Annotated in this window: 13 protein-coding genes; 3 read left to right on the top strand and 10 right to left on the bottom strand. The window is 44.6% G+C overall.

Going from position 1 to position 12,742, the window contains the following annotated elements:
- Positions 1-60: 60 nt before the first annotated feature.
- Together rhlB and AC27EZ_RS08285 are read left to right on the top strand one after the other, a co-directional pair.
- The gene (rhlB, locus tag AC27EZ_RS08290) at positions 61-1,359 is read left to right on the top strand and encodes an ATP-dependent RNA helicase RhlB (RefSeq protein ID WP_487134881.1); all 1,299 of its coding nucleotides are present in this window, start codon (positions 61-63) and stop codon (positions 1,357-1,359) included.
- Between the two features lie 12 nt (positions 1,360-1,371).
- Entirely contained in the window at positions 1,372-2,883 is a 1,512-nt protein-coding gene (locus AC27EZ_RS08285; protein ID WP_487134880.1) for a Ppx/GppA phosphatase family protein, read from the top strand.
- 70 nt (positions 2,884-2,953) lie between these two features.
- Here AC27EZ_RS08285 and hemB read toward each other — a convergent pair whose 3' ends face one another.
- From hemB to tatA, 7 genes are read right to left on the bottom strand one after another with little or no spacing between them, the layout of a single operon-like run.
- Positions 2,954-3,958 carry a porphobilinogen synthase gene (gene hemB / locus AC27EZ_RS08280; RefSeq protein ID WP_487134879.1) on the bottom strand — a complete coding sequence of 335 codons (1,005 nt, stop codon included), beginning with the start codon at positions 3,956-3,958 and terminating at the stop codon, positions 2,954-2,956.
- Between the two features lie 3 nt (positions 3,959-3,961).
- Entirely contained in the window at positions 3,962-5,851 is a 1,890-nt protein-coding gene (locus AC27EZ_RS08275; protein ID WP_487134878.1) for a sensor domain-containing diguanylate cyclase, read from the bottom strand.
- A gap of 11 nt (positions 5,852-5,862) precedes the next feature.
- Positions 5,863-6,636: a TatD family hydrolase gene (locus tag AC27EZ_RS08270; RefSeq protein ID WP_487134877.1), complete on the bottom strand. Its 774-nt coding sequence runs from the start codon at positions 6,634-6,636 to the stop codon at positions 5,863-5,865.
- Position 6,637: 1 nt separating this feature from the next.
- Complete coding sequence (locus tag AC27EZ_RS08265; RefSeq protein WP_487134876.1) at positions 6,638-7,189, bottom strand: hypothetical protein; 552 nt, start codon at positions 7,187-7,189, stop codon at positions 6,638-6,640.
- Between the two features lie 16 nt (positions 7,190-7,205).
- A complete protein-coding gene (gene tatC / locus AC27EZ_RS08260) occupies positions 7,206-7,967 on the bottom strand; it encodes a twin-arginine translocase subunit TatC (protein ID WP_487134875.1) in 762 nt (253 codons plus the stop codon).
- Positions 7,968-8,267 (bottom strand): Sec-independent protein translocase protein TatB, encoded by a 300-nt coding sequence (gene tatB, locus AC27EZ_RS08255; RefSeq protein ID WP_421133426.1) that lies wholly within the window; start codon positions 8,265-8,267, stop codon positions 7,968-7,970.
- Positions 8,267-8,518 carry a twin-arginine translocase TatA/TatE family subunit gene (tatA, locus tag AC27EZ_RS08250; RefSeq protein ID WP_421133425.1) on the bottom strand — a complete coding sequence of 84 codons (252 nt, stop codon included), beginning with the start codon at positions 8,516-8,518 and terminating at the stop codon, positions 8,267-8,269. The genes tatB and tatA overlap by 1 nt, the downstream gene beginning before the upstream one ends.
- 95 nt (positions 8,519-8,613) lie before the next feature.
- On the opposite strand from tatA, the gene AC27EZ_RS08245 reads away from it, so the two are divergent.
- Positions 8,614-9,672, top strand: coding sequence for a hypothetical protein (locus tag AC27EZ_RS08245; RefSeq protein ID WP_487134874.1), 1,059 nt, complete (start codon positions 8,614-8,616; stop codon positions 9,670-9,672).
- Between the two features lie 123 nt (positions 9,673-9,795).
- On the opposite strand, the gene ilvN is transcribed toward AC27EZ_RS08245, so the two are convergent.
- From ilvN to AC27EZ_RS08230, 3 genes are all read right to left on the bottom strand, one after another.
- On the bottom strand, positions 9,796-10,293 hold the full coding sequence (gene ilvN, locus AC27EZ_RS08240) for an acetolactate synthase small subunit (protein ID WP_421133420.1): 498 nt from the start codon (positions 10,291-10,293) through the stop codon (positions 9,796-9,798).
- On the bottom strand, positions 10,293-12,011 hold the full coding sequence (locus AC27EZ_RS08235; RefSeq protein ID WP_421133419.1) for an acetolactate synthase 3 large subunit: 1,719 nt from the start codon (positions 12,009-12,011) through the stop codon (positions 10,293-10,295). Before AC27EZ_RS08235 ends, ilvN begins: the two co-directional genes overlap by 1 nt.
- A gap of 203 nt (positions 12,012-12,214) precedes the next feature.
- Positions 12,215-12,592 (bottom strand): MaoP family protein, encoded by a 378-nt coding sequence (locus AC27EZ_RS08230; protein WP_487134873.1) that lies wholly within the window; start codon positions 12,590-12,592, stop codon positions 12,215-12,217.
- Positions 12,593-12,742: the final 150 nt, after the last annotated feature.

Raw genomic sequence — 12,742 nt, 5'->3', positions numbered from 1 at the left:
CTTTACCATAAGTGTTATATAGAAACCGTTTTTAATGCAAGCACCGATAAGCTATAAGCTATGCCAACTCACTTAACAGATACTCATTTTTCCGACCTGCCGATTAATAGCAAGGTGGTTGACGCCTTGACGGCAGCTAATTTTTCGCATTGTACACCAATTCAAGCGTTGTCACTTCCTCCTTTATTAGAAGGCCTTGATATCGCGGGACAAGCCCAAACAGGTACAGGCAAAACCATCGCGTTCTTAGTTGCTACGTTTCATTACCTGCTTAGCAAAGCAGATGATGACGATAGCGGCAACTCAAAAGGCGCGAATTCAGCCGGGCCTCGAGCCATTATTATGGCACCTACCCGAGAACTCGCGGTTCAAATCTATAACGACGCCAAATTGCTCAGTGAGCACACTGGCCTGTCGCTTGGTTTGATCTATGGGGGCGAAGGTTACCAAAGTCAACGTGAAAGCCTAGAAGAAGGTGTAGATATTATTATCGGCACCACTGGACGTATTCTAGATTATTACAAACAGGACGTTTTCTCACTAAAGAATATTCAAGTGGCCGTACTTGATGAAGCTGATCGCATGTTCGATTTAGGCTTTATCAAAGATATTCGCTTTTTATTCCGCAGAATGCCTCCTGCTACAGAGCGATTAAGCATGCTGTTCTCAGCGACGCTAAGCTACCGGGTTCAGGAATTGGCGTACGAGCACATGAACAACCCAACGCACGTTCAAGTGGCGCCAGAGCAGACTACGGCGAGCCGTGTCTCACAAGAACTTTTTTATCCGTCTGACGACGATAAAATGTTACTGCTTCTAACATTGTTAGAGGAAGAGTGGCCAGATAAAGCGATTGTATTTGCTAATACCAAATACAGCTGCGAAAAGGTAACCGACTGGCTTACCGCCGATGGCCACCGCGTGGGTTTGCTTAGTGGTGATGTACCTCAAAAGAAACGCTTAGGGATATTAGAAGACTTTACGAATGGCAAATTGGATATTCTAGTTGCAACCGATGTTGCAGCACGAGGACTTCACATTGATGCCGTTACACACGTTTTCAATTTTGATCTGCCCGATGATGCAGAGGACTATGTTCATCGCATCGGTCGTACAGGAAGAGCTGGGCAAAGCGGTATCGCAATAAGTTTTGCATGTGAAAAATATGCGATGAACTTGCCTGCGATAGAGCAATACATTAACCAAACTATTCCCGTTACTGACTATGACAGGGCGGCATTGCTTGATGATGTTAAAGCGCCTAGACCGAGAAGACGTACGCCGAGCAATCGGAATACACCTCGTAGAGGAAATGGTCGAGGTAGAGGTAAGCCCCAAAATCGTGGTGGCAATAGATAAGAAAGAAGTAATATGCAGGCAGAACTACAACACAATGCCCAAACTCACGGCGAATATTATGCCGCCGTGGATTTAGGTTCAAACAGCTTTCACATGGTGGTTGTTCATGTTGTTAACGGTAGCGTCCAAATTATTGGGAAAGTTAAACAAAAAGTACGTTTAGCGGCTGGCCTTGACGACAACATGGAACTTGACGACGAGAGCATGGAACGTGGTTGGCAATGCCTGCAGCTTTTTTCAGAACGATTGCAAGATGTGCCACCTTCAAATATTAAAGTAGTCGCCACGGCTACGCTGCGCCTTGCTACAAACTCGCACGTTTTCGTTAAACGTGCTGAAGAAATTTTAAAGCATAAGCTTGAAGTTATTAGCGGCGAAGAAGAAGCTCGTCAAATATACCTTGGCGTCGCATATACGTCTGCCAACCAAGGCAATAGCTTAGTGATTGATATAGGCGGTGCCAGTACCGAAATAATTATCGGTAATGATATGCAGCCTATCCATCTAAAAAGCTTAGATATGGGCTGTGTCACCTTTATGGAACGCTATTTTCCTGAAGGCCGTATCACCGCTGAAAGTTTTGCCAATGCTAAATCGGCAGCGTGCGAACTCTTAGACGCAGAAAAAGATGCCTTTCTTTGCTTTGATTGGGAGAACTGTTTAGGCGCCTCCGGCACACCACAAGCCATCACCGAAATATTAGTCGCGCAAGGTATCAGTGATGCCATACGTTTAGACTATTTATACCATCTTGAGCAGCAGTGTATCGATTGTGCAGCCATAAACAACCTGAATATTGAAGGTCTTGAAGAAAGCCGTAAGGCGATTTTTCCGTCTGGCCTAGCTATTCTTATCAGCTTGTTTGAACAACTCAACATCAAGCACATGAATATCTCTGGTGGCGCCTTAAGAGAAGGCTTAATTTATGGCATGTTGGATAATATACAAGACAACGATAGGCGCAAGCAGACGCTTAATCAGACGATAGCACGATATCACATTGATGCTGCACATGCTGATGCTGTAAAAGGCATTGCCATATCAATTTGTCATCAGCTTTGTGCACAACAACAAATTTGTCACTTAGATACTGAGGCAATTTTAGGGGCTGCTGCAACGCTTCATGAAACCGGTTTACACATAGAATATAAAAAGCATCACGAGCATGGCGCCTATATTCTTACGCACATTGATTTACCCGGCTTTACAAAGCTTCAACGCACTGCAGTGCGAGACTTGGTGGCTTTACATCGCTTAGCCATTCCCCAGCAAACATTTGAACACTACCATGAAGACTACCAGCCGATGCTTCGTGGCTTGTTACGCATTTTACGTATTGCCGTGGTATTGAGTTTACGACGTCAAAACAAACACATACCCAATGTAGAATTGCAGTGTGATGGTGATAAGTGGACGTTGATATTCCCTGATGGCTGGCTTAAATCTCACCCTTTAATTAACGCTGAACTTGCAAACGAAAGCTGGCTTCAGCATAAAGCTGGCTGGGAACTTATTTGCCACTGAGTGTGGTTGTTTTTATGAGCGCGCCTCGCATTACTTGGCGCGCACATTGATATCTAGCCGTATCTTTCGATTACTTCTTGCTTGCCAACAAGGCCGCTGCTTTAGGCGCAAAGTACGTTAAAATACCGTTTGCACCGGCTCGTTTAAACGCTAATAACGATTCAAGTATTACTTCATCTTCTTTCAACCAACCGTTTGCAAAAGCGGCTTGATGCATGGCATATTCCCCGCTGACCTGATAAGCAAACGTGGGGACACTAAACGTTTCTTTGCAACGGCGCACAATGTCAAGGTAAGGCATTCCCGGCTTAACCATCACCATATCGGCCCCCTCTTGAATGTCTAGCGCAATTTCATGCAGTGCTTCATCAGAATTAGCTGGGTCCATTTGATACGTTTTCTTGTTGCCCCCTTTGATATTGGCAGCAGAGCCGACAGCATCTCTAAAAGGGCCGTAGTATGCTGAGGCATATTTAGCCGAGTACGCCATAATACAGGTGTTGATGAACCCCTTTTCTTCTAATGCTTGGCGTATTGCGCCAATTCGTCCGTCCATCATGTCAGACGGTGCGATGATATCCGCTCCCGCTTGCGCGTGAGACAATGCTTGTTTAATAAGCACATCAACCGTTTCGTCGTTCATCACATAGCCATCATCGTTAATGAGGCCGTCTTGTCCATGTGAGGTGAAAGGGTCCAGTGCTACATCTGACATTAACATAACATCAGGAAACGCCTGCTTTAACGCACTGATAGCCTGCTGTGCTAATCCGTTAGGGTTGTAAGCTTCTTTCGCGCAGTCAGTTTTATGTTCCATCGGCGTAACGGGGAAAAGTGCAAGCGTCTTTATACCAAGCGCGACCCAGTCTTTCGTTGCTTCAAGTAATAGATCGATAGATAGGCGCTCTACACCCGGCATAGAAGATACGGACTCGCGCTGCTGCTTACCCGGCAAAACAAACACTGGATAAATCAAGTCATCTACACTCAACTGGTTTTCTGAAACCAACCCTCGCAGGGCGTCATTAGCACGAAGGCGGCGCATACGCTGCGCGGGAAATGCTGGGGAGGTCATAAACTATCCTATAAATTCTTGGTGTATTACAGTATTTCTACCAGACTCTTTTGCTTTATATAGCAACTCATCGGCAAATTTTAAGAGGGCTAAAACGTGCTCTTCATTCTTCATTATCGCCGTGGTAACACCAACGCTGATGCTAAGGGGAATATGGTGTCCGTCAAATTCAACATTGAGATTATCAATAGCTTGGCGCATTGTTTCGACAACGTGGGTCGCCCCGCTCAGCTCCGTGTTCGGCAGAATAAGTGCAAATTCTTCACCACCAATGCGGCATAAATCATCAGATAAACGATTAAGCTCTGATTGCAGTGCTTTGCTCACTTGAATAAGACAGGCATCGCCACCGGTATGACCAAATGAATCATTAACTTGTTTAAAATGATCAATATCAATAACCGCAACAGACAACGGAGTTTGCTCACGACGGCTACGACGGCCTTCAGACTTTAACCGTTTATCAAAATGCCGACGATTATTCATACCAGTTAACGGGTCGATAGAAGTGAGCCGTTCCAACTCATTATTTACCTCAGAGAGCTCCCTGAGGGTGATTTCTAACTCAAGAGTACGTTCTTCAACCTTATACTCCAAATCGTCCTGATAGCGCTTTTGAACCTCTAATAAGTTTTCTTTCGCAGTATTCGCTTGTACTTCTTGCGCAAGCGCAAATTGTTGCGCTTTAATTAAATCATCTCGGCTATGGCTATAGCTAATGGCTAATACGAAAGCAAGAATTAATGTTTCAAGCGTGCCACCAATAATAAGCAAGTTACTCGAACTTATTGATAAGTCGATAAGCCCAACATTATCTAAACTTGCACTCATTCCACTTATCAGCAAAAAGCCCCACGCTATTGTGAAGTAACGTGCGATAGTTTCGCCTTTTATCGACAGCCATATGCCAACAGCAATGATAAATATCACGACAACGGCTAGCATGGCTAAGAATAGCTTGATGAGAATGCTATACGGCATGATAAAACTAATAATAATGCTGATACCGAACGACCAACTTATTATCTTTAACATATTGTCGATGCGTTTACTGTGCTTAACAATAGGCAACAAATCTCGCGTAAATATGGTCGCAAATAAGATTGTAATATTGGCAAAAATGACTACGGCCCGTGTTTGAAACCACACTTGTTCAGACCACAAATAGGCATAGCCAAAACCGTGCAATGCCGCCAATGTCAGGGCAAGATTGAAAACATAGCCTGAATAGTAGATAAACGAGCGTCTTTTTGTTGTTAGAAAAAGAAAAGCATTGTTAATGCCCATCGCGCACAGAAAGCCAAAAAACAACCCCATCATCAGGTTCTGCGTTGAGGTAAATTCGATAAACTCGGCTTCTTCCCATACTCTTATTGGCAAACGAATTGTGCCCGCCGTCTCGACTTTCACTAGCACGCGTTGCGACTGCGCACTTGAAGGTAGTGGGAACAGTGGTTTTTCATGTTTTATCGCGCGGTCTAAAAATGGCGATATGTCGCCCGCGCTATAGGTTGCTAACGGCGTGGTGCCCACATTGCGATAAATAGCAACATCTAACGTATCTAAAAGGGAATAGTCGACCTCTAAAAGAAAGCGACTGCCTTGACTCTCCGTTGGCGACACCATGAAAGAAAACCAATACGTTGCTTCCCCCATACCCAAATTTACCGGAGAGCTTGTTGGCGTCCACTTAGTATCAGAATATAAAAAGACGTCCTCGAACGTGACATCTTTATCTTTGGTAACGGTATATTTAAGCTGGGATATTCTGGAATGAATATCGTTTTCTGGCGAGAGATTAAACGCGATAAACGTTAGCAGTACAATAGCAAGCACTGTGGTAGCAACAAGCCCCACATCATAGCCTTTAACAGTATCTGACTTTATAAACATTCGCGTTATCTCTACAGTGAAAACAACTTACACGTATTTGCGTAACTACTATCTTGCAGCGCTTGTGTACTGACCCCCATTAAGGCACTTAGCTGCTCACCAATATGGGGAAGAAAAGCGGGTTCATTGTTTCGCTTTCGTGGCTTTAGCGTTTTGGGGTATAGATAGGGCGCGTCAGTTTCAATAATAAGGCGTTCAAGTGGAAGATGCATTACAGCATCACGCAAATCTTGGCCTCTTTTTTCATCACAGACCCACCCCGTTATACCGATGAATAGCCCCATATCAATATACGACTTCATCTGCTCATGAGTACCTGTGAAACAATGTGCTATGCCTGCTTTCAAATGAGGTAGCACTGGACGTAAGCATTCCACCTGCTGGGTAAATGCATCACGTTCGTGCAAATACACTGGCATTTCTAGTTCTACCGCAATAGAAAGCTGCGCGTTAAATACCGAAATTTGAGTGTCTTTTGGAGAGAAATTACGATTAAAGTCGAGACCACATTCGCCAATAGCGACAACACCATCATGTTGCGCTAATTGTCTTAAACGTTTTAAATCATCGTCGGTCACGTCTTTGGCATTATGTGGGTGTACGCCAACGGTGTAACAACAAATATCAGGATAACGTTCGTAAAGTGCTTTAGCTGCATCCCACTCATTGGGGTGAGTGGTGATAATACAGAGTTTTTTGACGCCAGCATTAACGGCACGCGATATGACGTCTTTAACATCAAACCGACTATCGAGCAAATTAACGCCAGCATCAAACCAAGACATACTATTTAATACGCTTTACTTTCATGCGCTTATTTAGCCCCTCAACGCTTAGGTAAAATGCACCAAGCACACCGCGCTCAACCGTGACATTCTGCCCCTCTTTTATTTTGAGGAATGTTTGGTCGGTCTGTTGCCATACTGTGCCATTATTAAACGTAAGGATGTATTTATCTCGAAGGCTCTTCGCGATTTTGGTAATAGACACTGCCATGTCTGCGTCTTTTTTGTCTAGGTCTTGTTTGTGCTCTAGACCAAACTCTGTGGCAGGTTCCTGCGTACGAGGCATCGCTTCGGCCGTTGGTGCCGCAACAGGTTGCGTTGACGCAGTGCGCTGCACTGGCGCAATAGCACCTAGTGTAGTTTGCGGTAAACCAGCATTAGCACCGTCATATTGATTCATTTGCTTTACGACTTTGTCGTAACACATCAATCGTTTCAAGCTATTGTCGGTTTGCTTACATCCATTCAGCGCTTCGCCAATAGTTTCAGCTTGAGCCAGTGATGCACTGAGCGGTACGACGACTGCTAGCAAAAAAAACGCGCGTAACTTCATTACTTGTCCTTTAATTCTATTTTTGTTCGGTGGTAGTTTCTGTTTCATCTTCATCATCTTCTGGCGCTTTTCTCACGTAAATCCCGCCGATAATGACACCCACTTCAAACAACAGCCACATGGGAATTGCCAGTAGTGTTTGAGAAATAACGTCTGGTGGCGTTAACAGCATGCCCAATACAAATGCGCCAACAACAACAAACGGACGTTTCGCGCGAAGTGATTTGGCATCGGTTACGCCAGTCCAACATAACAAGATAATGGCGATGGGTATTTCAAATGAGACGCCAAAAGCGAAGAACAGTTTCAATACGAAGTTCAAATAACTCGAAATATCTGTGCTTACCGTCACTCCTTCTGGGGCAACGCTGGTGAAAAACGCAAACGCCAATGGGAATACCACAAAATACGCAAACGCCATTCCAGCATAAAACAACAGCGTGCTAGAAAGTAGCAGCGGTGCAACAAGCTTTTTCTCGTTTCGATAGAGACCAGGCGCAACAAACCCCCACACTTGATAAAGCACATACGGAATGGCAATAAAAAACGAGAGAACTAACGTTAATTTAAATGGGGCGAAAAAAGGAGATGCCACATCGGTTGCAATCATCGTGGCATTTTCTGGCATGGCATCAAGTAATGGCATCGCCAGTAGTTGATAGAGGTCCTGCGCGAATGCCGCTAAGCAAACAAACACAACAAGCACGCTAAGCAATGCCTTCAAAATGCGGCTGCGTAATTCAATAAGATGAGAAATTAGATTATTTGTGTCAGACATTTATTGTTTTTTATAGGGTTCTTGAACTGACTCGGCTGCTTTCTTCAACTCTTCGACGCTTTTTTCAAGGTCAGGAGAGAGGTTTTTAAGGCCTTGCTGTTCAGCTTTCTTCAAATTGTCGTGTAGTTCGTGTACGCGCAGCTGATGCTCAACTTCTTGCTTAAAGCCCGTTGCCACATTTCTTACACTTCGAACCGTTTTAATGGTGGAACGCATAGCCCCAGGTAAACGCTCGGGCCCCAATATGAGCAACGCAAGTACACCAATAACAAGGATTTCCCAAAAACCAATGTCAAACATTAGGATTTTTCTTTAACGTCGCTCTGGGCGTTTGTTGTGACAGTGTCCGACGGCGCTTTGTCTTCAACCTGTTTAGATTGTGCAAAATCAGCGTCTTTCTCTTTATCTTTGTCTTCTTCGTTAACCGCTTTTTTAAACCCTTTAATGGCTGAGCCTAAATCGCTGCCCATACCTTTTAAGCGCTTAGTCCCAAAAAGTAACACGACAATTACCAAAATAATTAGCAATTGCCAAACGCCAATACCACCCATAAATTTATCTCCCTTACGTCAGTAGTAACAGTATGCCACCCCCTGACATTGCTTTCACCTGAATATTTACACGAACGATTAATGATTGATATTTAATGAATACGGACGCATGCTATGCACTTCGTCAAAACGTCGATAAGATAAAGGATAATATCATTGATAAACAGAAGGTTATATACCGCATGATGCGAATCGTCTTCGTTGCGATGGTACTTCTTGTCCCATTTATCACCTATGCGGCACCGCCTGCCTCTGAGGCGAGCAGTACACAAAATACGGCTAACGACGCGCCCCCCCCAAAACAAAATGCGTGGTTTGACGTGTGGCAGCGCAGCTTCACCGACTCAATGGATTTTACCGTGAAACAGTTGGATGGGCTATTTATGGGAGAAAGCGACACGACGATGTCTAATCAAGCGCGCGCTGAAGGCCGTGTGCAGCTTGCATGGGAGCCTCGCACAAGCATGTTATCTGACACCGACGTGCGCTTTCGAATTCGTGTTCAACTGCCGGCGCTGGAAGACCGTGTTGATTTACTGCTTAGCGATAATGAAGATGAAACCCAAGACAACACGATTCGTGCGGCACGTAATACCGACAATAATAATAGAGATCGCACCACCATTGCGCTGAGGTTTAGACCTGATCAAGACTCACATTATTCATTTCGTGTAGGCGCCGGACGGCGGGACCAGCTTTACGTCAAAGCGCGTTATCGCGATGCAATTGCACTAAATACCAAGTGGGCCATGCTTTATGATAGCGAAATGTATTTTTACTCTCGCGATGGTTTAGGTGCTGAAGCCGGGGTTGCATTCCAATACGACCTCAGCAAAAAACATCTTTTTCGACAGAATAATCGTTTTTATTTCAGAGACGATACAAACGATTGGTTGTGGCGACATGAAATTCACCACCTTCACTCAGTGAATGAATACAACGCGATCATCCCGCATTTTCTGGTAGAAGGCCTCAGCCAGCCTAATTATCGCGTTGAAGAAATCTATTCAGGTGTGCGCTGGCGCAACAATACGCTGCGCGACTGGCTGTTCTTTGAGGTTGAGCCCTTTGTACTGTTATTACGCAGTGAAGATTTCAAACCTTCCTATGGCGTTGCGCTGAGGATTGAAGCGTACTACGGGAGAGATACGTAAAAGTAATTGAACTACAACAACCACAACACTTTGGTGTAGCTCTCTGTGAGGGAATCGTTGAAAGTGTACTTAAGACAATAAAAAAGGGCGTAAAACGCCCTTTTTTAGTTAGCAGTATAACGATTATGGACGAAGCGCTCTGTCGCCTCTAGCCAAGCCACACACGCCGGTACGAGATGATTCGATAATCTCTGCACACTGCCCCATTGTTGTAGCAAATGCATCGAGCTTATCACTGGTACCGGTAAGTTCGATGGTGTAGTTATTTGCATTCACGTCTAAAATACGGGCACGAAAAATATCCGCATTGCGCTTTACTTCCGCTCTCACAGACTCGGTACGGGTAGCGACTTTAATAAGCATTAACTCTCGTTCGATATGCGCGCCTTCGGTCAAATCAACCACTTTAAGCACATCTATAAGCTTGTTTACCTGCTTAGTAATTTGCTCGATGACCTTGTCGTCACCGTGGGTAATAATTGTTAAGCGCGACAAGCTAGCATCATCAGTCGGTGCTACACAAAGCGAGTCGACGTTATAACCACGCTGCGAAAATACGCCTACAATACGAGATAATGCGCCCGGGGCGTTTTCCATTAATACTGAAATAATACGTTTCATCAGGTTCGCTCCGTCTTGCTCAAGCGCATATCGTCCATTGCGCCGTACTTAATTTGCATTGGATATACATGTTCATTTTGATCAACCGCAATGTCCATAAACACGAGGCGATCGGTGTAGCTAAAGCATTTTTCCATCGCGGCATCAAGCTCATCTAACTTATCTACTTTTATACCCACATGACCATACGCTTCGGCCAACTTCACGAAGTCAGGCATTGAGTCCATATAAGAATGCGAATGGCGCCCCTTATAAATCATATCTTGCCACTGTCGAACCATACCTAATGCACGGTTATTCAGCGTTATGATTTTAATCGGTAGGTTGTACTGTAAACACGTAGACAGCTCTTGGATATTCATTTGAATACTGCCATCTCCGGTTACCACTACAGACGTTGATTTAGGGTGTGCAACTTGCACGCCCATTGCAGCAGGTAAGCCAAAGCCCATGGTACCCAGACCACCAGAGTTAATCCATTGACGTGGCTTGTCATAGGCATAGTAAAGCGCGGCAAACATTTGGTGCTGGCCTACGTCTGAGCTGATATAGGCCTTACCGTCGGTGTGCTTATATAACGCTTCAATAACACGTTGCGGTTTAATAACCTCTTCGCCTTGGTCGTAGTTTAAGCATTGGCGAGCACGCCATGTATTAACTTGCTGCCACCAGTCGCTTAACTTCTCTTTCTGACCCGATAAATCGTGCTTATCAACGTGACTTAATATTTGATCTAACACTTTATCGACTGAGCCAACAACAGGAATATGCGCATTCACCGTTTTTGAAATAGACGCGGGGTCGATATCAACGTGGATAATATCCGCATGCGGACAAAACTTATCTACATTGTTAGTAACGCGGTCGTCAAAGCGTGCGCCAAGCGCAATAATACAATCGGCATTATGCATGCTTTTATTTGCTTCAAGCGTACCATGCATGCCCAACATACCAATGAATTGTTCATGGGTACCAGGCATTGCCCCTAAGCCCATTAAGGTGCACGTTACGGGTGCATTCAGCTTTTCGGCAAGCTCGATAACTTTCAATGATGCGTCACTTAAGACTGCACCACCACCAACATAAAGCACTGGACGTTCGGCTTTAAGTAAAGCGGTTACCGCTTTCTTAATTTGCTTGGGGTGCCCTTTTTCGGTTGGATTGTATGAGCGCATTGTGACATCGCTAGGGTAAACATAAGGATGTTCTTCGGCTACATTCACAATATCTTTGGGAAGGTCAACAACCACCGGGCCTGGCCGCCCTGTGTTAGCTATATAATACGCCTTTGCGATCGCTTCAGGAATATCAACGGCACGTTTCACCAAAAAGCTGTGCTTAACGATTGGGCGAGAACACCCCACCATATCCGTTTCTTGAAACGCATCTTCACCAATATGCTTAGAAGGTACCTGACCTGACAGTATCACCATTGGGATAGAGTCCATGTAAGCGGTCGCAATACCTGTGATGGTATTGGTTGCGCCTGGACCTGAAGTGACGAGTACTGTGCCGGTTTTACCTGTTGAACGTGCATAACCATCCGCCATATGTGCGGCTGCCTGTTCATGACGTACGAGGACGTGTTTGACATCATCTTGCGCAAAAAGTGCGTCATAAATGTCTAATACGGCACCACCTGGGTAACCGAACACGTGTGTCACTCCTACATCTTTTAGCGCTTCTACCACCATGGCTGCGCCCGACATCATTTTCACAGTACATTCTCCTGTAATAGGTTGGGGTTTGTCAGCGTACGTTGACGATGACTGGACTATAACGAAGCTAGTAGGAAGATAAAACAGCAAAACGCACAAAAGTGAGATATATATCCCAATAATCGATATAATTAGGATAAACGTTTCGTTTGGTTGGTTTTAAACACAAATATTAGGATGGAATTTTACATTGAGTTAACAATTCAATCGTCATCTATCTCAATGTCTAAGTCGCTGTTGTCATCGATATCTTCATCGTCAGCATCTTCCACTATTGTACGCTTAGAGCCGTAAATACTAGCAGCCTTTGGCCTGTTGATTCGAGCTTGGTATTTAAGCCATGTTTTTTCTTGAGGCGTTGATGGCGCTCTGTGCCCTAGGGCAGACTCTAAGTACATTTGTTCTTCGTCGTTCTCTGGTGAAATCTTACCATCAACTAATGCAGCGAAAATACTGCCATGGGACTGCAGTAGTTTACTTTCTGCAATCGAAAAGTCGCCTGAACGCGCAAAACCATACGGATAATGTTTGCTATCAGCAAACGGTTTACTGATAACCTGTTGCCTAGTCAATGTTGTCATCTTAACCTCTTGCTAAACGAATTGCTGTTAAAAACTACGTCACACAGCGTTGGTATAAAATAGACGGTATATATACCGTGATAGTGGCATCACAGATTATGTTTAGTTGGGTTTTGAAAGGGTGTCAAACACAAAGTTGTCCGTCGCAAA

It is taken from the genome of Alteromonas sp. 4NH20-0056 (genome assembly GCF_057539655.1).
This window is presented reverse-complemented; position numbering and strand designations above follow the sequence as displayed.

Coding starts and splice junctions, on each gene's coding strand:
- rhlB (WP_487134881.1), top strand. CDS start 61: ATGCCAACTCACTTAACAGATACTCATTTTTCCGACCTGCCGATTAAT.
- AC27EZ_RS08285 (WP_487134880.1), top strand. CDS start 1,372: ATGCAGGCAGAACTACAACACAATGCCCAAACTCACGGCGAATATTAT.
- hemB (WP_487134879.1), bottom strand. CDS start 3,958: ATGACCTCCCCAGCATTTCCCGCGCAGCGTATGCGCCGCCTTCGTGCT.
- AC27EZ_RS08275 (WP_487134878.1), bottom strand. CDS start 5,851: ATGTTTATAAAGTCAGATACTGTTAAAGGCTATGATGTGGGGCTTGTT.
- AC27EZ_RS08270 (WP_487134877.1), bottom strand. CDS start 6,636: ATGTCTTGGTTTGATGCTGGCGTTAATTTGCTCGATAGTCGGTTTGAT.
- AC27EZ_RS08265 (WP_487134876.1), bottom strand. CDS start 7,189: ATGAAGTTACGCGCGTTTTTTTTGCTAGCAGTCGTCGTACCGCTCAGT.
- tatC (WP_487134875.1), bottom strand. CDS start 7,967: ATGTCTGACACAAATAATCTAATTTCTCATCTTATTGAATTACGCAGC.
- tatB (WP_421133426.1), bottom strand. CDS start 8,267: ATGTTTGACATTGGTTTTTGGGAAATCCTTGTTATTGGTGTACTTGCG.
- tatA (WP_421133425.1), bottom strand. CDS start 8,518: ATGGGTGGTATTGGCGTTTGGCAATTGCTAATTATTTTGGTAATTGTC.
- AC27EZ_RS08245 (WP_487134874.1), top strand. CDS start 8,614: ATGAATACGGACGCATGCTATGCACTTCGTCAAAACGTCGATAAGATA.
- ilvN (WP_421133420.1), bottom strand. CDS start 10,293: ATGAAACGTATTATTTCAGTATTAATGGAAAACGCCCCGGGCGCATTA.
- AC27EZ_RS08230 (WP_487134873.1), bottom strand. CDS start 12,592: ATGACAACATTGACTAGGCAACAGGTTATCAGTAAACCGTTTGCTGAT.